The sequence below is a fragment of the bacterium genome (assembly GCA_036524115.1).
Lineage (GTDB): Bacteria > JAUVQV01 > JAUVQV01 > JAUVQV01 > DATDCY01 > DATDCY01.
The window spans coordinates 1-19127 of the sequence record DATDCY010000333.1; the positions used below are offsets into that span (position 1 = coordinate 1).

A 19127-nucleotide genomic window follows, 5' to 3' on the forward strand; every position below is an offset into this window, starting at 1 on the left:
GCCGCCGCGGACTCCGCCCGGCGCTTGAAGTCCTTCAGCGCGGCGCTCCGCGCGTCGGCGCGAATCGTGAACTCCCCCGGCCGGAGACTGATGCCGCCGTTGACCTGGAACTTCGACCTGGTCTGCCAGGATGCGGCCGCCTTCCCGCGCTCGTGGTACGTCTTCATGATCGCCCCGTAGCGCCGCTCGAGGTCCTCGCGCTCGGCGACGAGGCCAGCCGGCGCCGGCTCGCCGGCCGCGACCAGCTCGGCCCGCACGCGCTCGAGCTCCGCGCGCAGCTCCCCGAGCCGGGTGCGGTCGGCGACCTGCTCCGCCCGCTCGGCCTCCCCCGCCGGTGGCAGCGGGTACGCCAGCCGCTGCGAGAGGAACTCCAGCAGCGACAGCAGGTCCCGTTCCGTCCGCAGCAGCGACCGCACCGGCGCTTCGCGCCCGTCCTTGAAGCGCGCCACGGCTTCCGCCTCGTACTCGCCGCAGGCCCGGCGCCCGGCCTTGTCCCGCGTGCAGAGCCAGGCCGCGAAGGACTGCGGATCGTGGAAGAACTCGCCGACCGCCTGCTGCAGCGCCGGCGTCAGCCACAGCACCCCGGACTGCTCCCGGACGAGCGTCCCCGTGATCGCCGCGCCCGGCGGGATCGGGAGGTACTCGGTGGTGACGATGCGCTCCAGGGTCCGCGGCGTGGACACCGCCGGCAACTGGACGGCGAGCAGCGCGTCGAGGTCCAGCCCCGAGGTGTCCGAGCGCCTCAGCCACGTCGCCACCGCCATGAGACGGGCCACCGCGGCCAGGTCGCCGATCTCGGGGAACGCGGCGGCGTAGCGCTCGTACTGCTCGTTGAGCTGGCGGATGTTGGCGCGCGCCGAGGGCGGAAGCGCCGCGCGCTTCCTGCGCCCGTCCGCGCCCTCGAACCCCTTCCCGATGCGCTCCGCGTCCGCGGTGAAGCGCGGCCGCGTGATCACCGCGAAGCCGTCGCGCGGGTCGGCGTCGACGCTCACGGACTCCGGGTAGAACCAGTAGCGGCTCGAGACCCACGTCTCGGCCTGCTCCGCATCCGGGTCGAGCATCCCCCGCTCGGAGTTGGTCATGAACTCCGGAATGCGCCGGCGGATCTCCGCGCGGACGTCCCGGTGCGTGACCGGGTCGAGGCCGGTGCACACCGTCTTGAACCGCCGGTCCGCGGCGAGCACCGCGGCGCCGATCCGCGTGTCCTCGAGGGTGCCGCCGAAGTTGACGCTGGTGAGCACCGGGTCGGCGTTGGGGTCGAGGCTGACGAAGGCGTCGTTGTCGCCCGCGTGGAAGGCGGCGCGGTACGCGACCGCCAGGTCGGCCAGCGACACGGGCTCGCCGCCGAGGCTGTCGCGCCGGTCGGGCCGCGCGAAGAGGACGAGCCCGGCCGCCGCGTCGAGCTGCGCCCCCTCGAGCTGTCCCCCGCGGCCGAAGAACTCCTCGAGCGCGGCCAGGTCGGGGGGAGGCCGTTCCGGAGGGAAGTCCGCGGCCGTCACGGTCGCCGGCCGGAGCGAGAGCATCAGCTCGCGTCGCCGGTAGTCGTTGCGGTACGCGAAGATCTCGACGGTCAGCGCGGCGCCGACATCGGCCGCGAGCGCCGCGAGGCAGTGGCGGACGACGGGGTAGTGCTCGCGCCAGGCCGCGGCGGCGTCGGTCCCCGGGAGGAACAGGCGGACCCGCCCCTTCCGGTCGGCGGCGGCGCGGTAGCGCCCCCCGCGAAACAGCGCCACCCACGCCGGCTGCGGCGAGCCCGGCGGCCACCGCTCAAGCACGTCCGTGCGCGGCTCCTGGTCGGGGCCGAAGACCATCTCGACCGCGTACGGCAGGAGCGAGGAGTAGGCGTCCAGGAAGGGCTGGAGGAACGAGCGCGGCGTCCCGGCGTCGAGCACCGCCGCGCTGAGCTTCCGGCCCGTCCTCGTGACGGCGTCCGGGTCGATCAGTTCGGCGTAGGAGACCGCGATCGACGCGGGGGCGCCGGCCGACGTCCTCGCCGCCCGCGGACGCGGCGCGCCGCTCCCCGCCGACGCCGGCGCGGGCGCGGCGGCAAGCAGCGCCAGCGTGGCCAGGACCGGGGCGACGCGCGCGACCGACCGCTGTCCGAGCATGGGGGAGACGATAGTGCGCGGGGCGGCGGTTGTCCAACGCCCGGGAGGTCCGTGTGCTATGCTGAGCGCGCATCCTTGGCATTTCCGCGGCGCGAACGCGCGCGGCGCGACGCCCTTCGGGATGCGGCTGGAGGACACGATGACGGAGAGCGAGGCGAAGTACCGCGCCCTGGTCGACGCGACGGACGACTCGATCTACCAGCTCGACCGCGAGTGCCGCTACCTCTTCATGAACCGCAAGCACATGGCCCGGATGGGGTTCGCGGGCGACGAGTTCGTCGGCCGCTCGTACGCGGACTTCCACAGCACGGAGGAGTCGCGGTGGATGCGCGAGAAGGTGGCGGCGGTCTTCGAGACCGGCACGTCGCTGCGCCACGAGCACCGCAGCCGCAGGGACGGCAACGACTTCCTGCTCACCCTGAGCCCGGTGCGACGGGCGGACGGCGGCGTCTCGTCGGTGATCGTCGTCTCGAAGGACGTGACGGCGCTCAAGCGGCTCGAGGAGGAGCTGCGCTCGCTGTCGCTCACCGACGCGCTCACGGGCCTCTACAACCGCCGGGGCTTCACCACGCTTGCCGTCCAGCAGCTCAAGCTCGCCGACCGGCGGCGCGAGGGCGTGTACATGCTCTACGCCGACATGGACGGGCTGAAGCAGATCAACGACACCTTCGGCCACAAGGAGGGCGACCGCGCCCTCGCCGAGGCCGGACGGCTGCTGCGGACGACCTACCGGACCTCGGACGTCATCTCGCGCATCGGCGGCGACGAGTTCGCCGTGATCCCCGTGGGGACCATCGCCGACGCCGTCCCCGCGATCATCGGCCGCTTCCAGCGCAACCTCGACGCGTTCAACGCCGAAGCGCAGCTTCCCTACCGCCTCTCGGTGAGCGTCGGCGTCATCATGTACGACCCCGGCAAGCCGCTGCCCCTGGACGAACTGCTGGCGGAGGCCGACCGCGTGATGTACGAGCAGAAGCGCGGGAGGCGGGGACCGGCGTAGCGCCGCGCGCGCCGGCGCGACCGCTCCTTCAGGTCACCAGGACCTTCGCGCCCCGGATCCGCCGCTCCTTCAGATCCAGCAGCGCCCGGTTCGCCTCCGCGAGAGGAAGGACCTCGACCTCGGGGCGGATGCCGGCCGCGGCGGCGAACGCGAGGAACTCGGCGACGTCGGCGCGCGCGATGTTCGCGACGCTCACCAGCTCCTTCTCCATCCAGAGGTCGCGCGGGTAGTCGAGGCCCGCCAGCGCGCCCTTGTCCGCATCCTCCTTGCGGATGGCGTTCACGACGAGCCGGCCGCCGGGCCCGAGCGCGCGCAGGCCGGCCACGACCGGCGCCCACGCCGGCGTGGTGTCGATGGCGCAATCGAGCGGCTCCGGCGGCGCGTCGCCGAAGTCCCCGGCCCACGCCGCGCCCTCTTCCAGCGCGAAGGCGCGCTCGCCCGGCGTGCGCGAGAAGACGTGCACCCGCGACCGCGGGAAGCGCCGCCGCACGACGCGCAGGACCAGGTGCCCGGACGCGCCGAAGCCGACGAGGCCTATCGCGCCGCCGTCGACGGGGCCCGCCAGCCGCAGCGCGCGCCAGCCGATCGCCCCGGCGCACAGCAGCGGCGCGGCTTCCACGTCGTCGATGGCCGCGGGCAGCGGCACCGCGAAGCCCTCCCGCACGACGGCATATTCGGCGTAGCCGCCGTCCGCATCGCGCCCGGTGGCCCGGAAGTCGGGACAGAGGTTCTCGCGCCCCCCCGCGCAGAAGGCGCACGACCCGCAGGCGCCGTTGATCCAGGCGATCCCGACGCGCTCGCCGACGCTGCGCAGCGAGCAGCCCTCGCCGAGGGCCGCGACCGTGCCCACGACCTGGTGGCCGGGCACCAGCGGCAGGCGGCCCGGCGGCGTGCGGCCCTCGATCACGTCGAGGTCGGTGTGGCAGACGCCGCAGGCGGCCACGCGCACCAGGACCTCGCCCGCGCGCGGCGCCGGCACGGGAAGATCCTCGAGGACGAGCGGCGCGCGTTCGCGGCGCAGATCATGCAGCGCCCGGAGCACCATCGCCTTCACGGGGCGTTCGCCTCCCGTCGGGCGCAGGTGCCCGGCACGGCCGCGCCTACACCTTGTGGCAACCCGGCTGCACGCAGGCCGGCCCGAGGCCGCCGCGGGTACGCGACGGGCCGTGGCAGCGGCTGCAGTCGATTCCCGGCTGGTTGTGGCGGATCCCCGCGCGGACCGTCTGGTGATCGTTGGCGTTGTGGCAGTTGTAGCAGTTCGGCCCGCTGCCGCCGTGCAACGTCGGGCCGTGGCAGCCCACACAGAATGTCAGCGGGTCGGTGAAGCCCTCCCGATGGCCGACGCCCCCGAGGTCGACGGAATGACCGTTGTCCCCCGAGTTGCACGCCGCGAACAGCGGCACCAGCAGGGCCAGGCCGGGCAGGACAAACCTCCTCAGTGCAGCCTTCATGGGCGCGCTCCCTTCGTTGCGTTGGTTTACCGGAAGGTAGGGCGCGCCCGGGCCACCGTCAAGCGCTCCGTCGGCGGACGGGCGCTTGATCCAGATCAAGGCGAGGCGGTCGCCGATGGGGTACCCTACGATCCGTGAACGGCATGGGCACGACGGATGACCGGGGCTCGCGCATCGGGCGCACCCGCCCCCTGGTCCGGCGCCTGCGGGCGGCGGTCCAGTCGGGCGTCTTCCTGCTCGTGCTCTGGGGCGGCTACGACCTCTGGCGTTTCGCGGGCGAGCTGGAGGCCGGCCGCGTCCCGGCGTTCGCCAAGCCGCTCTCGCCCGAGGGATTCCTGCCGATCGGCTCGCTCATGTCGCTCAAGCTCTGGGTGACGACCGGCGCCTGGGACCCGTGGCACCCGGCCGGCATGGTGATCCTGGGCGCGGCCCTGGCGCTCTCGCTGGCATTGCGCAAGAGCTTCTGCGGCTGGCTCTGCCCCGTGGGGACGCTCTCCGAGGTCCTCTGGCGCGGCGGGCGGCGGCTCTTCGGCCGCACCTTCGCGCTCCCGCGGTGGGCCGATCTCACGCTGCGCCCGCTCAAGTACGCGCTGCTCACCTTCTTCTTCTGGATCATCGTCGTGCGGATGTCGCCGGAGGCGATCCAGGGCTTCCTCGCCACCGACTACTGGAAGGCGGGCGACCTGAAGATGCTGCGCTTCTTCACCGACATGTCCGCGACGACCGCCGTGGTGCTCGCGGCGCTGGTGGCGCTGTCGCTGGTGACGAAGTCGTTCTGGTGCCGTTTCCTCTGTCCCTACGGCGCGCTGCTCGGCCTGCTCGCCGCCGCCGGCCCCGTGCGGGTGCGCCGCGACGCGGACCGCTGCGCCAACTGCGGCGCCTGCGCCCGCCACTGCCCCGCGCTGCTGCCGGTTGACCGCAAGGCCGGCATCGCGTCGCCCGAGTGCATCGGTTGCCTGACCTGCGTGAGCCGCTGCCCGGTCCCCGGCGCGCTCGACGTCTCCCTGGCGCGCCGGCGGGTGATCCCGCCGTGGCTCTACGCGGCCGCGCTCGTGGCCATCTTCTTCGGGATACTGCTCGCCGCCCGCGCGACCGGGCACTGGCACTCGGGCGTCAGCGGGGAGGAGTACCTGCGGATCGTGCCGTCGCTGGCGGGGCTCGCGCACGCCTGATCCGGGGGACGACGCGTCGGGTTGACTTCCCGGCGCGCGGCACTAAGATCGTAGTCATCTGGACGAATCTCCACGGGGCTCTCCGGGACGTACTGCCGCACGCTGAGAGGGGATCCGTTTCATGAGCCGCGAAGCGAGCGGGCCGCAGGACAACACAGCGCCGGGGCACGAGTCCGCCCCCCACCCGCTCCTTGCCCTGGAGGAGCGCGCGGAGCGGTTCCGCACGCTCGTCGAGGCCTCAAGCGACTGGATCTGGGAGGTCGACGAGAACGGCGTCTACACCTACGTCAGCCCGAAGGTGCGGGACGTGCTCGGCTACGAGCCGGGCGAGGTGCTCGGGCGGACGCCGTTCGACTTCATGCCCCCCGAGGAGCGCGAGCGCGTGGCCACGGAATTCCTCGGCCACGTCCGCCACGGCGAGCCCATCACGGCGCTCGAGAACGTCAACCTCCGCAAGGACGGCGGGCGGGTGACCCTCGAGACGAGCGGGGTGCCGGTCCGGGACGCCGAAGGCCGCCTGCGCGGCTACCGCGGCATCGACCGCGACATCTCCGCGCGCAAGCGCGCCGAGCAGGCGCTGCGCGAGAGCGAGGAGCGCTACCGCAAGCTCTACGAGCGCACGCCGGTGATGATGCACTCCATCGACGCGGAGGGTCGGCTGCTGAGCATCAGCGGCGCGTGGCTGGCGCAGCTGGGCTACACGCGCGAGGAGGTGATCGGGCGCCGCTCGACCGACTTCCTGACCGAGCGCTCCCGCCGCTACGCCCGGGAGGTCGTGCTGCCGGCGTTCATGAAGTCGGGCGTCTGCAGGGACGTGGAATACCAGTTCGTCAGGAAGGACGGCTCGGTCATGGACACCCTGCTCTCCGCCATCGCCGAGCACGACGCCTCGGGGGCGTTCGTGCGCTCCCTGGCCGTCGTCGTCGACGTCACCGAGAAGCGCGCCCTCGAGCAGGAGCGGCTGCGCGCCCAGAAGCTCGAGTCGATCGGCACGCTGGCCGGAGGCATCGCCCACGACTTCAACAACCTGCTCCAGGGCGTCTTCGGCTACATCTCGATGGCCCGGCTCAAGACCGACCGCCCCGACGAGGTCCTGGCAATGCTCAGCGAGGCGGAGCAGGCGCTGCACCAGGCGGTGGGCCTCACGAGCCAGCTGCTGACCTACGCCAAGGGCGGCGGCCCGCTCAAGAAGATCATCGCGCTGCAGCCGGTGATCGAGAACGCGGTGCGCCTCGCCCTCAGCGGCTCGCGCGCCAGGCCGGAGCTGGCGATCCCCGGCGACCTCTGGGCGGTGGACGCCGATGCCGGCCAGATCGGCCAGGTGGTGCAGAACATCGTCCTGAATGCGGAGCAGTCGATGCCCTCGGGCGGCACCGTCACGGTGACCGCGCGCAACGTCCCCGCGGCGGGCGGGCCGGCGGCGCACGCGGGCGCCTCCCCGGGGAACGTCGAGATCGTCATCCGGGACGAGGGGACCGGCATCGCGGCCGAGCACCTGCCGCGGGTCTTCGACCCCTACTTCACCACGAAGGAGAAGGGGACCGGGCTCGGCCTGGCCACGGTCTACTCCATCGTCAGGAACCATGGCGGGACCGTCGACCTCGCGTCCGAGCCCGGCCGCGGGACGACGGTGACGGTATTGCTCCCGGCGGCGCCCGCGCAGCCCGATGTCGAGCCGGCCCCGGCGCCTCGGGCGCGCCGGCCGCTGGCGGAGCCCCGGCGCGCCAGGATCCTGGTCATGGACGACGAGCCGGTCGTCCGCGAGGTGGCCGGCGCGCTGCTCGGGGCCATCGGCCACGAACCGACCCTCGCGGAGAACGGCGAGGCCGCGCTCGAGCGCTACCGCGAGGCCGCGGCGGCCGGCCGGCCCTTCGACGCCGTGATCCTGGACCTGACGGTCCGCGGCGGGATGGGGGGGAAGGAGACGATGCGCCGGCTCCTGGAGCTGGACCCGGCCGTGAAGGCGATCGTCTCGAGCGGCTACTCCGCCGACGGCGTGCTCGCGGACTACCGCGACCACGGCTTTCGCGACGTGCTCGCGAAGCCCTACACGCTGACCGGCCTGCGGGACGTGCTCGACCGCCTCCTCGCCTGACGGGAAGCCGCCCGGGCGCGGCGCCCGGACCGCGGCTCCGGCGGACAATCCTCAGCGGCAGCGCTCGAGGCCCCGCCGCGCCGGCCCGTTGCCCGGGTCCAGCCGCAGGCAGCGCTCGAACGCGGCGCGCGCCTTCGCGCAGTCCCCCGCGAAGAGCGCGGCCATCCCCTGGCGCGACCACGCGTCGGCCAGCACGCGGAAGTAGCGCGCGAGATACGGGCTGCCGGGGTGGATGCGCGCCGCCGCGTTCCAGCTGCGCTCGGCCTCGTCGTACTCCCGGAGCTTGAAGTGCGCCAGGCCGAGGCTCAGGTGCGCGGTGAGGTAGTCGGGGTAGAGCGCGAGCGCGCGCTGGAGGTAGCCGATGGCCGTGCGCAGGCACTGCGCCTCCCGCCCGCGCCAGGCCGGCAGCTCCGCCAGGTCGATCCAGCGCCCGCCGGCGTTGGTCAGGCACAGCACGCTGTCGGGCGCCACCGTGACATCGTGCGTGAACAACGCAGTGTCGTTCCGCCAGTCGCGGTTGCGCGCGACCGTACGCACGCCGGCGAGCACCACCACGGCAGCGAGGCCGGCCAGCAGCGCCGCGCGCCCGCCCGGCGCGGACAGGCGCGGCCGCTGCACGACGGCCACGCAGGCCCAGCCCGCTGCGACCGCCCACCCCAGCGACGCGTGGTAGATCAACCGCTCCGCCATCGTGGTGCCGACGTCGAACAGGACGTTGGCAACCGGCAGGAACGTGGCGAAGAAGAACACGAGCCCCCAGCCCGCCGCGTGCCGCCGGCGCGCAAGCCAGACCGCGAGCAGCGCGAGCGCGGCGAACAGGGCGAGCGACGCCAGCGCCTGCCCCCCGGCAAGCTCGCGGTACGGGATGCTGCGGTACCCGTAGTCCGAGACGAGAACCGCCGGGAAGAAGAGCAGCCCCAGGTACTTCGACCAGACGACGGCCTTCGTGCCGGCGGCCTGCGAGGGCGTGGCGAGCAGGTACGGGTCGCTGAGCACGTCGGGGGGCGGCGGCGGCCCGCCCGGCGGCAGCACCGCCAGGCGCGCGGCGGCGAAGACGGCCAGCGGCACCGCCACGGCGAGCGCGAGGCCCAGGTGCCGCCGCAGCGGGCGCTCCTTTCCGAGCAACCAGACCGTGGCGGGGACGAGCGCGAGCAGCGCGAAGGCGTACTCCTTCGAGAACGCCGCCAGCAGCGTCGCGGCGGCGACGCCGGCGAGGTGCCGCGCCCGGCCGGTCTCGAGGTGCCGGCAGGCGGCGATCAGCGCGAGGACGATGAAGAGCAGCGAAAGGATCTCGTCGCGGCTCTTGACGTTGGCGACGACCTCGGTGTGGACCGGGTGGACCGCGAAGAGCAGCGCGGCGACGAAGGCCGCGTCCGGCTGCTCCCGCAGCGGGTGGCGCGCGAGCAGCGCGTAGATCAGGAGGACCGACACGACATAGAGCGCGACGTTGCCGAGATGGCGCAGCCGATAGCCCCGGACGTAGCAGTCCGCGTCGTTCCACGTCCCGTCGCCGTTGACGTCCTCGTCCGCGTCGTCGCGGCCGTTGCCGTTGCGGTCCCAGCAGCGGGGCGGCAGCACGCCGCCGGGCCACGTCCCGACGATCTGCTGCTCGAGCGCGAACGTCGCGAGCGAGAGCGGGCGGTAGCGTCCCCCGCGGAGCCGCGAGGCGCCCCCCATCTGCTCGTAGTAGCTCTGGTAGGAGTCGCTCGTGAAGATGCCCGGCAGCCCCCGCAGCCCCTGGAGCACGTGGCGGTTGCGGTTGATGACGATCCCGTCGTCGAGCGCGAACCCGTGCCGCAGCGTGTTGACGTACAGCCCTGCGGCCACCACGGCCAGAACGAGCCACGGCTGCCACGGACGCCGGAACGGCAGGAGGCTCGACGGCGCGCGCGCCGCCCCCCTCTCCTCCCGCGCGGCGCTCGGCACGATCGCTTCCCCTCCCGGCCCGATGATACCGCGCCCGGGCCGCGCGGGGGGCCGGGCGACTGTTTCCCTTCAGGACCTCAAGGGGCGCTCACCGCTCGCCGGCGTGACTGGGGCTGCGGCTGCGGCGCGCCGCCCCCGACGTCCGGCCCGCCGGCCGCGTCCAGGTCCGCCGCCGGAGGAGCGACGGCCTTCTTGGCCGCCGCGGCCGCCTTGGCCGCCTCCTTCGCGGCGGCCAGCGCCTTCGGGCGATCCTTCATCGCCGTCCCGAGCTTCTTCATCTCCTCCTTGGCGAAGCCGAACTCAAAATGCAATGCGCCGGTCGCCGGCGCCTCTTCGGCGCTCTGTGCCTGGTCCTGCGTCAGCTGGCCCACGCCCCAGCGGGAGGGAGCGGACGCCCACCAGCCGGAGACCGGGGCGCCGCCTCCGGTCGCCATCCACCACGGCAGCTCCAGGTGCGGGTAGGGAATCGGCGGGAGCCCGGCCGGCGCGGGCATGCGGCCCATCCCCGGGGACCGCAGGAGGGTGGCGCCCGTCAGCGCCGGCCGCGAGAACGGCGGCATCTCCGAGCCCACGTTGGTCACGGGGTTCTGGCCCGCGTAGCCGTAGGGGTTCAGGTTGCGCGTCTCGTACACGCCCACGCTCTCGGCGGCGTCCCCGTGCGCGCCCGCCCCGGGGAAGGCGGCGCGCAGGGTCGGTTCGGCGGAGAGCCACAGCGCCGTCTCGGGGTCGTAGGGACGCCCGTCGAAGGAGTAGTACCCCGTCGTGTCGTCGAGTTCCCGCGCCGCGAACTGGTACGGCGCCCGGCGGGTGTTGGCGGACTCGTCGACGAAGACGCCGCCGAAGGGGAAGTACTCGCGGTGCTCGTAGAGTTCCCCCTGCGCGTCCGTGACAAAGGTCGTCGACCCGATCTGATCGCCGTGATAGAAGTACACGTCCTTCTCCACGGGCGGACGGCCGGCGGGGTTCGCCCCCGGCCGGTCCTGTTTCATCAGCTTGGTCGCAACGCGCTCGTCGCCCGCGAAGAAGTGCTTGAGGCCGACCTCGCGATTGCGCATGCTGAGGTAGCGGTTCACGAGGACCGTCTCCCCCTGCGGCCCGCGGGTGACCACGGGGACACCGGCGGCGTCGTACTTGTAACGTATCGTGTGGCCGTTGAGCGAGACGGCCTGGAGGCGGTTCTCTTCGTCCCAGACGAGGGTCCTTCGCCCATCCTGCCCCGGCGCCCTGACCACGATCTGGTTGCCGTTCGCGTCCCACTCCAGCCTCGCCGCGCCGATGCGGTCGGGCGCGTGCGCTCCCCTCCCGCCGTAGAGGTAGCGCGCGTCGAGGCTCGTCTTGCGGCGCGCGACCGGCTTCCCGGAGGGATTCACGACCTGGTGCACCCGGGTCATCGCCGTGATGTTGTGGATGCCGTCGTAGTCCACCTGCAGGGTGAACCGCTCCGCCTTCTCGCGCGGCCGCTCGAAGAGCCCGCTGGCGCCGGTGAGCCGGTTGAGGTCGTCGTAGACGAACGAGTAGTCCGTCGCCCCGCCCAGCCAGCGCGGGGAATCGGTGGCCGCGAGGTTGCGCGCGCGGGTGACGTTGCCCACGCGGTCGCAGCTCAGGCGCAGGTCCTGGAAGAACCCGCCCCGGCCGGGACCGGCTCCGGACTGCACGACCTCCAGGCACCGGTTGCGGGGATTGCGGCCGTAGCTGGTCGCAACGCCGTTGCCGTAGAGGACGAAGGCGCGGTCAAGGAACTTGTCGTACTCGAGCCGCCGCACGTAGACGTAGCGGTTGCCGCCCTTGGCGCCGGTCAGCTCCCGCAGCAGGCCGCCGGAGTCGTAGCGGTGGGTCAGCTCCTCGCCGTCCGGATAGGTCAGCAGCCCGAGCCTCCCCCACGTGTCGTGGCGCTGGCGCGTGACGTACACCTCGGGGCTGCCCGCGCTCCTGCCCTGGGTGTCCGACGCCACGGTCCTGGTCCGCACCGCGACCTCCCCGAGCGGGCCGTAGCGGAACTCCTCCACGCCCGACTCGTCCCCGACGCGGACGATCCGGCCGGCGCCGTTGCCGCCCGCGCCCGGCCGCCCCCACGCGATCGTCACGTTGTTCTCGGGGAACGCGGGATAGGCGATGGCGGTCAGGCGATTGAAGTCGTAGTCGTGAAGGATGCTCCTCCCCGAGAGCCGGAGGTTCGCCGTCACGCGCTCGACCACGTTCGCGGCCAGGTCGTAGCGGGCTTCCGTCCGACCGCCGTCCGGGCTCTCCAGGGCGGTGCGCCGCCCGAGGTTGTCGTACTCGGCCGCGACGGCGTTGCCCCGGTCGTCGGTCACGGCGACGAGACGGCGCAGCGGGTCGTACTCGTAGCTGGTCCAGATGTCGGGCGAGCCGCCCCCTGCGGACTCCTTCACGCCCACGACGAGGCCGCGCGCGTCCCGGTAGATCTCCCGCGGCGCGCCCCGCGCGTCGATCGCCCGCGCCAGCAGCCGCTGGGCCCCGCGGCGGTCCCGGCCGAACCCGAACTCGTACCGCGTGACGCTGCCGTCCGGGAGCGCGAGGCTCGTCGTGCGGTCGAGGACGTCCCACGTCGTGCGGGACGGCTCGACGCCGTCGACCCTGGTGTTCGGCACGCCGGGCGTACCCACCGCCTCCGTGACGGGGTGGCGTTGCGCCACCGTCCGCCCCGCGAAGTCGAACTTCGAGTCCCCGGATACCGCCATCACCCTCGCGGCAGCCACGCCGGCGCCCTGGTGCACCGAGGCGTCCCGTTTCGTCTGGGTGACCCGCCCGAGGCCGTCCACGAAGACGACGCGGTCGATGGTGTCGCCGGCCGGGTCGAAACGGTCCACGCGACGGGTCATGGCCCAGGGAGTGGCCTCGCCGTGGTGGTAGACGTGGCGCACGCTGTCCAGGCCGGCGCCGGCCTCGTAGGGCCCGATCGCGAACAGCAACCGCCCGAAGCCGTCGTAGCCGCGCTCGAGGGTGTTCCCGTTGATGTCCGTCTCGAGCAGGGGCTTGCCGTGCGCCAGGTCGTGCCGCGCCGTCGACACGTCGCCGTGGCTGTCGGAGATGCGCGCGAGGTGCGTGAACACGCGGTCGTCGTACCCGTAGGCCACCGCGTACCGCTGCCCCCTGAGGTTCGGCGGGAAGGTCGCCGAGAGCGTGTTGCCGTAGGGGTCGTAGGCGTAGTCCGTCGTCGCGGCGGCGCCGTCGGCGAGGTACTCCCGGACCTGCGTGACGTCCCCGGTCCCGGCCTCGATCGTCATGCCGCTGCGCTGCAGCTCGCGCCCCTGCGCCGAGTACCGGAGCGCATCGGGCTTCCCGACGATGTGCGCCGCCGTGTCGGCAAAGTAGCCGACATCCAGCCGCACGTCGTCCTCCGGACCTTCGTCGCCGAGGTCCACGACCTGCACGAGGTTCGACCACTTCACGCCCGGCGCGCCCTCTTTCAGCGCGTGCTCGTAGAGGATGGCGGTGGCCGTTCCCGGGGCGTCCGCGCCCTCGGAGAAGAGGCGGTCGGTCCGGCGCAGCTCGGGGAACACCGTCGCAACGTCGTCGTCGGTCGCCGCCAGCGGCTGCCCCGTCTCCACGTCGCGCAGGAGCCACGTGTGCCGCGTCTCGACGTACTTCCTCCCCTCGCCGTCCGCGACGGCCTCGTCCAGCAGCAGGCCCCGCGAGTAGAAGCCGGTGTTGGCGTACGTCCGGGTCACGCTGCGATAGGGCTGCCCGCCGGCGTCGAGCAGCGTCGCGACGACCGTGCCGTAGCCGTAGAACTCGCGCTCCCAGCGGTCGGAGCGGCCGCCCGCGTACTGGAAGACCGTCCGCTGCTCGTCGACGCCGTCGCCCGGCCAGCCGTCGCCCACCGTCGTCTTCGCGAGGACCCAGCGGGACTCCGGCATCTCGTAGGTGTTCCCGTCGCGCCGGTACTCGAGGGCGATCGTCCCCCCGAGCGGTCTGGCGACGGAGGCGAGGAGGTTGGTCCTGCCCGTGCGGTTGGGCGAGACCGTGAGCTGGTCGTCGCGGTCGGTCTCCACCAGGTCGGCGCAGCCGTCGCCGTCGACGTCGCGCAGGTCGCTCTTCTGGCGGGTGATGCTCCGCTCGTAGTCGCCGCCGGGGTTGACGATGATGTAGCAGCCCACGAGGCACAGGGGGCCGATGGGGACCGTGAAGTAGACGCCGCCGCCGAGGCTCACGGCGGTGCTCGTGACGCCCGTGCCCGGCGACCAGGGAACCGGCGGGGCGAAACCGCCCCCCGTGTTGATGCCCGCGGTGACCGTCGCGCCGTCGAAACGGAGCCGGTCGACGAGGCCGTCGCCGTTGATGTCGACCAGCTCTTCCGCGACCTCCCCGTTCACCCAGCTCGAGGCGGCGCCTCCGGCGAACGAGAAGTCGCCCACGTTGAACCCCAGCCCCAGCCCGAGATTGTGCTCGTTGCTCGCACTCGCGTTGGGGGTGCCCGTGCCCCACGTCTCGAAAGCCCCGAAGCGGTAGCCGAGGTTCAGGGCGGCCTGGAGGATGCTGTCCGTGCGGCCGTCGCCGTCGTTGTCGACGGACAGGGGCACACGCCGCACGCGATCGGGCAGACCGTCGCCGTTCACGTCGACGAGGTCCTCCTCGAGGTCGAAGTCGCCCTCGCCGAACTCGGCGTCGAAGCTGAGTTCCATCCCCATCTCGACCTTCTGCGCGCCGTTGCCCTTGCCCTTGCCGGCGGGCGGCTTCGCGGCCGCCTTCCCGCCCCTGGCCTTCGCGGCGTGGCCCGCGGCGGCCCCGCCCTTGCCCTGCGCGTCGCCCGGCGTGAGGCTGAGGTCCGCGCCGAGGCCGACGTTCCAGCTGTCGATGCCGGTGCGCCGCACCTCGTCACCCGCAAAGCCGTCGACGGCCGTCTTCGCCGCTTCCAGGGCGCCGAGCGGCGAGGTGTACTGGACGTGCCCGCCGCTGACCACGTCGGGAAAGAGATCGCCGTTCATGTCGAGGTAGTCGACGTCGCCGGTGGTCCAGGCGTCGATCGTCTTCGAGAACCCCGCGATGAAGAAGCCGCCGCCGGCAACGGCCTGGAAGGACGTGCTGTGGCGCCGCACGGCCGGCCCGAGCGCCAGGCCGCCGGAGCCGGGCACGCGGACGTCGTCCGCGCCGAGCCGCGAGGGACTCACCAGGCCCGCCGCCGCCCACGTCCGGTCGTCCGGCCCGAGCCAGATCGACGTCGCAGGCCACGGCATGAAGGGCCAGGCCGGCGCCCGTCTCGGATCGTACGCGGAGCCGTTGCCGTAGCCCCCCGCGTCGTAGGCGCCGACGACCTGCTCGTCGATCGGCCGCGCCGCCCGCTCGCGGTTCCCGTTGTACCCGAAGACGCTCCAGCCGCGGTGCGGGAGCGCGTGGAGCAGTCCCGGATGCTCCGAGCCGCGCAGGATGCCGGGGAGCGTGAACGCTGTCGGGCCGTGGGCCGGCGGGTCGATGCTGGCGGGGTCGTAGGCAACGCTCACGGGGTAGGCCGCCTGCGGGAACAGCTCCGAGAGCTCCGGGCTGAACACCGAGTAGTCGAAGAAGAGCGAGTCGCCCTTCGTGACCGCGAAGCTCACGGAGGCGTCGGACGCCACGCACACCTGGCCCTGGAGCGCCACCTGGAGCACCGCCTTCGCCACCAACTCGCCGGGGCGCTTCACGGTGAAGACGACCTGCCCCTCCGGACACGTGAAGAGAAACGGCGGGACGGGCACGCCGACGCTCGCGGTCACCCGGCCGGTGTAGGGCGCGATCCACGGCTCCTGCGGAGCGCCCGGTCCGGGGCGGGTGTAGCCGTCGATGTCGTAGGGCGGGTTGAGCTGGAAGATCGGATTGCCGTTCCGGTCGACCAACGCGCCGGGCACGGACGCGGCCGTGTAGTAGAGCCGCGGAGCCCAGGAAATCCGCGTGAGGTCGATCGGCGAGTCGGTCTGCACCCGCAGCAGGACCCACCCGCGCGCCGTCACCGGGATGTCGAGGGTCGGCGCGATCTCGGCCGTCTCGTCCCAGGCCACGGGTTGCGAGAGCAGGAGGCTGCCGGGGTCGTTGGCATCCGCCCCGTAGTAGACCTGGATGGCGACGTCATCGCTCGTCGGGCCCGTCTTCCGGAAGGCGCCGTCGAGGCGCACCGTCCCGTCCACGGGGAGCCAGACCCTGGCGCCGCGCCGGCCGGCGAGGACGAAATCCCCCGACGCGCTGTAGTGGTAGGGGTCGAGGAGGTTCGCGTCGGCCGGGGCCTGCCCGGCGCGGTAGTCGATCGCCGGCTCCCAGCGCACTTCGTCGCAGGCGCCGTTCGCCACCGACTGGACGCGGAAGTAGATGCGGTCGCCGGCCCGGACCTGGACGTTGCCCACGTCGCGCGGCGACACGGGGCCGCCCGCCGGCGGGATGTCCGCCGCCCACAGCTCGTCGCCGTTGTGCTGGATCGCGACGCGGACCCCATCGGCGGCGGCGTATCGCTCGCAGCCGCCACCGCCGGCCAGCGCCGCGGCCCCGGTGATCGCAACCCTGCCGTCCCACGGCGCGACCCAGCGCCGGACCGTGTCGACGAGCGGGTAGTTGTCGACCAGGACGTCCGCGATCGGGACGCACACGTCGCCGGGGGTCGGGCAGTCGAAATCGACGACGCACGGCCCCAGACCGGTCCTGCAGGCGCGGCGATCGCCGAGGATGCCGGCGGTGTCGACGGCGCTGGCGGCGATGGGCACGGGCGTGTCGCTGCTGTCGGTGTCGAAGGACGGCGAGCCGCCCGCGCCCCGGTGGTTGAAGTGGACCTGGCCGGCACCGGCGTCCACGAGGTCGATGAGCCCGTCGCCGTTGGCATCGGCCAGATAGTTCGACTGGTCGGCCCAGGTCCAGGCATTGCTCTCCAGCCCCTGGAGACCCGCGTGCACCTCGGGACCGAAGAAGAAGCTGCTGGTGGACTCGGTGGCGATGGCCGGCAGGCCGGGGATCTCCGCCCGCTCGCCGAACGTGACGGCTGCGCCGGCCGCCGGCCCGGACGTGTTCGGCCGGTAGTAGAGCCTGCCGCCGTCCTCGAAGAGCTTGTCCGGGAGACTGTCGCCGTCGACGTCAACGAGCTCCAGCAGGCCCCGCGAGTCCGACCAGTGGCCGCCGACGCTGAACCCGGCCGAGCCGAACTTCTGCGGAATCCAGAGGTTGAAGCCGCCGTAGACGGAAAAGCCGCCCGCGTCGGACACCCCGCTGCTGATCGCCCCGGAGGAGACGGGCAGGGGCAGATACTCGCCGAGATTGTCGTACCCGGTGTTCCACGTCTGCTTCTCGCCGAAACCCGCGTAGCCGCCCGCCGGGGCGCTCACCTCGTCGTAGTACCCGAACGTGTGAGTGTGGAACGCCGCGCCGTCCTGGCCGCGCTGCGTGACCGAGCTCAGGAGGGTCTTCTCGAAGGCGCCGGTGACATAGGAGAAGTCGTAGCTCCGGACCACCGACGGCGCCCGCGAGACGGGGTCCTCGAACGTCACCTCGACGCGGCGCAGCAGCTCGCCGGTCACCCGCTTGAAGCCGCCGAGCGCGTCGATCACCGCATCGGGGCGAGGTGTGTCGCCGGCACGGTCGCGCACGAAACTCACGGCGTAGGGGCCCGGCTCGCCCTGGAAGCCGGTGTAGCGCACGGACTTCAGGTAGAGGTCGTGGCCGGGCTCGGTTCCTTGCGCCAGGCCGGTGCTCTCGACCCGCTCGTACTCGAAGAGGACCGTGTTGCCGTGGGTGTCCCTGATCTCGCGGAGAGCCCAGACGAAGACGTTGCCGCCGTTGAGGACCGGATCGTCGGTCAGGACGGCCCCGCTCTCGAAGCCGCCGGCGGCGCGGCGCCCGCCGTAGGAGTAGACCGTGCCGTCGGTGTCGGTGACCTCCCACCAGCAGGCCCCCGGCCCGGCGCCGTGCCGGACGATTCTGTCGAACGCCCCCTCCACCCTGGCGTGAAACACTCTGTCGCCCGCGGCCCGCGGCAGCGGGTCGGCCCGATGGGCCAGCGGCGTGAGCTGCCGCCCTTCGAGAAGGTAGGTCTCGGTCTCGTGCGTGGGGCTGTAGCGCGGCACCCCCCAGCGGGTGTCGACGGTGATCATCGGTGCGGAGAGGTTCCAGCCAAGGCCAAGCCAGCCGTTGCCCGCTCCGGAGGAATACGCCACCTCGAGGCGCGGCTGCATGCCGCGACGCCCGGGTGGGATCTCCAGGGGATAGGACAGGGCGGCCTCGCCGAGGCTGTTCGCCTCGGGCGCCGCGATCAGGTTGATGCCGGCGGTCGGGTCCGGCTCCGCCAGCGCCTCCAGGCGCGAGCCGTCGAGGAGCAGGGGCACGATGCCGGCGGGGTCCGGGCCCGCCATCCCCGGCGGCGCGGCCGCCTGCGCAGCGGGAGACCCGAGCGCCATGGCGAGCACGAGCAACGGCGCCGACAGCGCGAGCGAGCGAAAGGACTTCCTGCGACAAGAGCTCCGCGAATGCATGACCGCACCTCCACGGCGAGAAACCAACGGAAGCGGCGCCGCCGGCGTGCCGGTTCCGGGCTGATCGAGCGTCGGGCGGTACCTCGCGACCCGGGCGGGCGCGAATCTGTGCCACGACCGCATCCGGTCGCAAGAGAGGAATTAAGTATACGCTCTGGGATTTGGCAGCGTCAACGCTGTCGCGGCCCGAGCGAAGGGCCGTCACGGGATCTCGCCGGTCCGGCGCTCCCGGTCAGGGCCTGAAGGAAAGCCCCGCGAGCACCGCGAGCTGGCCCAGCGTCCGGCCCTCGCCCCCCGCCGTGCACCCACCGCTGGCGCCGGAGGAGACGCAGAAGATCCCTCCGCTGTCCGCGATGAACGTGAGGTAGCCCCTGCCCTCCAGCCGCAGCTCCACCCTGTCGGAGAGCGGGACCTTGACGCCGCCGCCGAGCGAGAGGGAAAAGTTGCTGCTCGAGCCGCGCCCGTCCGGCACGAGCGCCGTCAGTCCCAGGCCGCCGACGAGGAACGGCCGCACCGTCCCCTCGCCGAACTCGGTCAGGCCGCCGACGTGCACGTAGTGAATGTCCAGGCCGCGCCGCAGGTTCCTGCCCGATGCGTCGTCCCCGCTCAGCTCCGTCTTCTGGAATCCGTAGACGACCTCGTAGGAGGCGCCAGTCCACGCGGGAAGATCGAGGACGACGCCGAAGCCCGCCGCGGAGCCGATGCGCAGGACGTCGCCCGTCGCGCGCTCCAGCAGGCTGCCGCCCGAGACGTAGCCGGCCCAGGGCGTCACCTGGCGCCCCGTCGCCGCCGCCGCTGGTCCTGCCAGCAGCGGGAGCAGCAGCCCGAGCGTCAAATACGGCGCCACTCGGCCGAGCCGTCCGCCAGGCCGGGAGTTCTCCGCCCCGCCGCACATGCCTTGATTGTTCGAGCCGCGGCGAGCGAAGTCAAGGAC

The 19127-nt window shown here is 73.0% G+C and carries 9 protein-coding genes; 3 read left to right on the forward strand and 6 right to left on the reverse strand.

What is annotated here, in order from left to right; all coding sequences use genetic code 11:
* The coding region (locus VI078_16120) for a hypothetical protein (protein ID HEY6000813.1) at nucleotides 1-2108 on the reverse strand (2108 nt) is incomplete at its 3' end.
* A gap of 139 nt (nucleotides 2109-2247) precedes the next feature.
* Between VI078_16120 and VI078_16125 the strand changes: the two genes are divergently transcribed.
* A complete protein-coding gene (locus tag VI078_16125) occupies nucleotides 2248-3108 on the forward strand; it encodes a GGDEF domain-containing protein (protein HEY6000814.1) in 861 nt (286 codons plus the stop codon).
* Between the two features lie 28 nt (nucleotides 3109-3136).
* Here the strand turns inward: VI078_16125 and VI078_16130 are convergent, their stop codons facing one another.
* Both VI078_16130 and VI078_16135 read right to left on the reverse strand, forming a co-directional pair.
* The gene (locus tag VI078_16130; GenBank protein ID HEY6000815.1) at nucleotides 3137-4153 is read right to left on the reverse strand and encodes a zinc-binding alcohol dehydrogenase family protein; all 1017 of its coding nucleotides are present in this window, start codon (nucleotides 4151-4153) and stop codon (nucleotides 3137-3139) included.
* Between the two features lie 55 nt (nucleotides 4154-4208).
* Nucleotides 4209-4559, reverse strand: a complete 351-nt coding sequence (locus VI078_16135) for a hypothetical protein (protein HEY6000816.1) — start codon at nucleotides 4557-4559, stop codon at nucleotides 4209-4211.
* Nucleotides 4560-4702: 143 nt separating this feature from the next.
* Between VI078_16135 and VI078_16140 the strand changes: the two genes are divergently transcribed.
* Both VI078_16140 and VI078_16145 read left to right on the forward strand, forming a co-directional pair.
* Nucleotides 4703-5731 (forward strand): 4Fe-4S binding protein, encoded by a 1029-nt coding sequence (locus tag VI078_16140; GenBank protein HEY6000817.1) that lies wholly within the window; start codon nucleotides 4703-4705, stop codon nucleotides 5729-5731.
* A 121-nt stretch (nucleotides 5732-5852) separates the two neighbouring features.
* A complete protein-coding gene (locus VI078_16145) occupies nucleotides 5853-7826 on the forward strand; it encodes a PAS domain S-box protein (GenBank protein HEY6000818.1) in 1974 nt (657 codons plus the stop codon).
* A 51-nt stretch (nucleotides 7827-7877) separates the two neighbouring features.
* On the opposite strand, the gene VI078_16150 is transcribed toward VI078_16145, so the two are convergent.
* From VI078_16150 to VI078_16160, 3 genes are all read right to left on the reverse strand, one after another.
* Nucleotides 7878-9752, reverse strand: coding sequence for a tetratricopeptide repeat protein (locus VI078_16150; GenBank protein ID HEY6000819.1), 1875 nt, complete (start codon nucleotides 9750-9752; stop codon nucleotides 7878-7880).
* A 77-nt stretch (nucleotides 9753-9829) separates the two neighbouring features.
* Nucleotides 9830-18193, reverse strand: a complete 8364-nt coding sequence (locus VI078_16155; GenBank protein ID HEY6000820.1) for a SpvB/TcaC N-terminal domain-containing protein — start codon at nucleotides 18191-18193, stop codon at nucleotides 9830-9832.
* A gap of 232 nt (nucleotides 18194-18425) precedes the next feature.
* Nucleotides 18426-19040, reverse strand: a complete 615-nt coding sequence (locus VI078_16160) for a hypothetical protein (GenBank protein ID HEY6000821.1) — start codon at nucleotides 19038-19040, stop codon at nucleotides 18426-18428.
* Nucleotides 19041-19127: the final 87 nt, after the last annotated feature.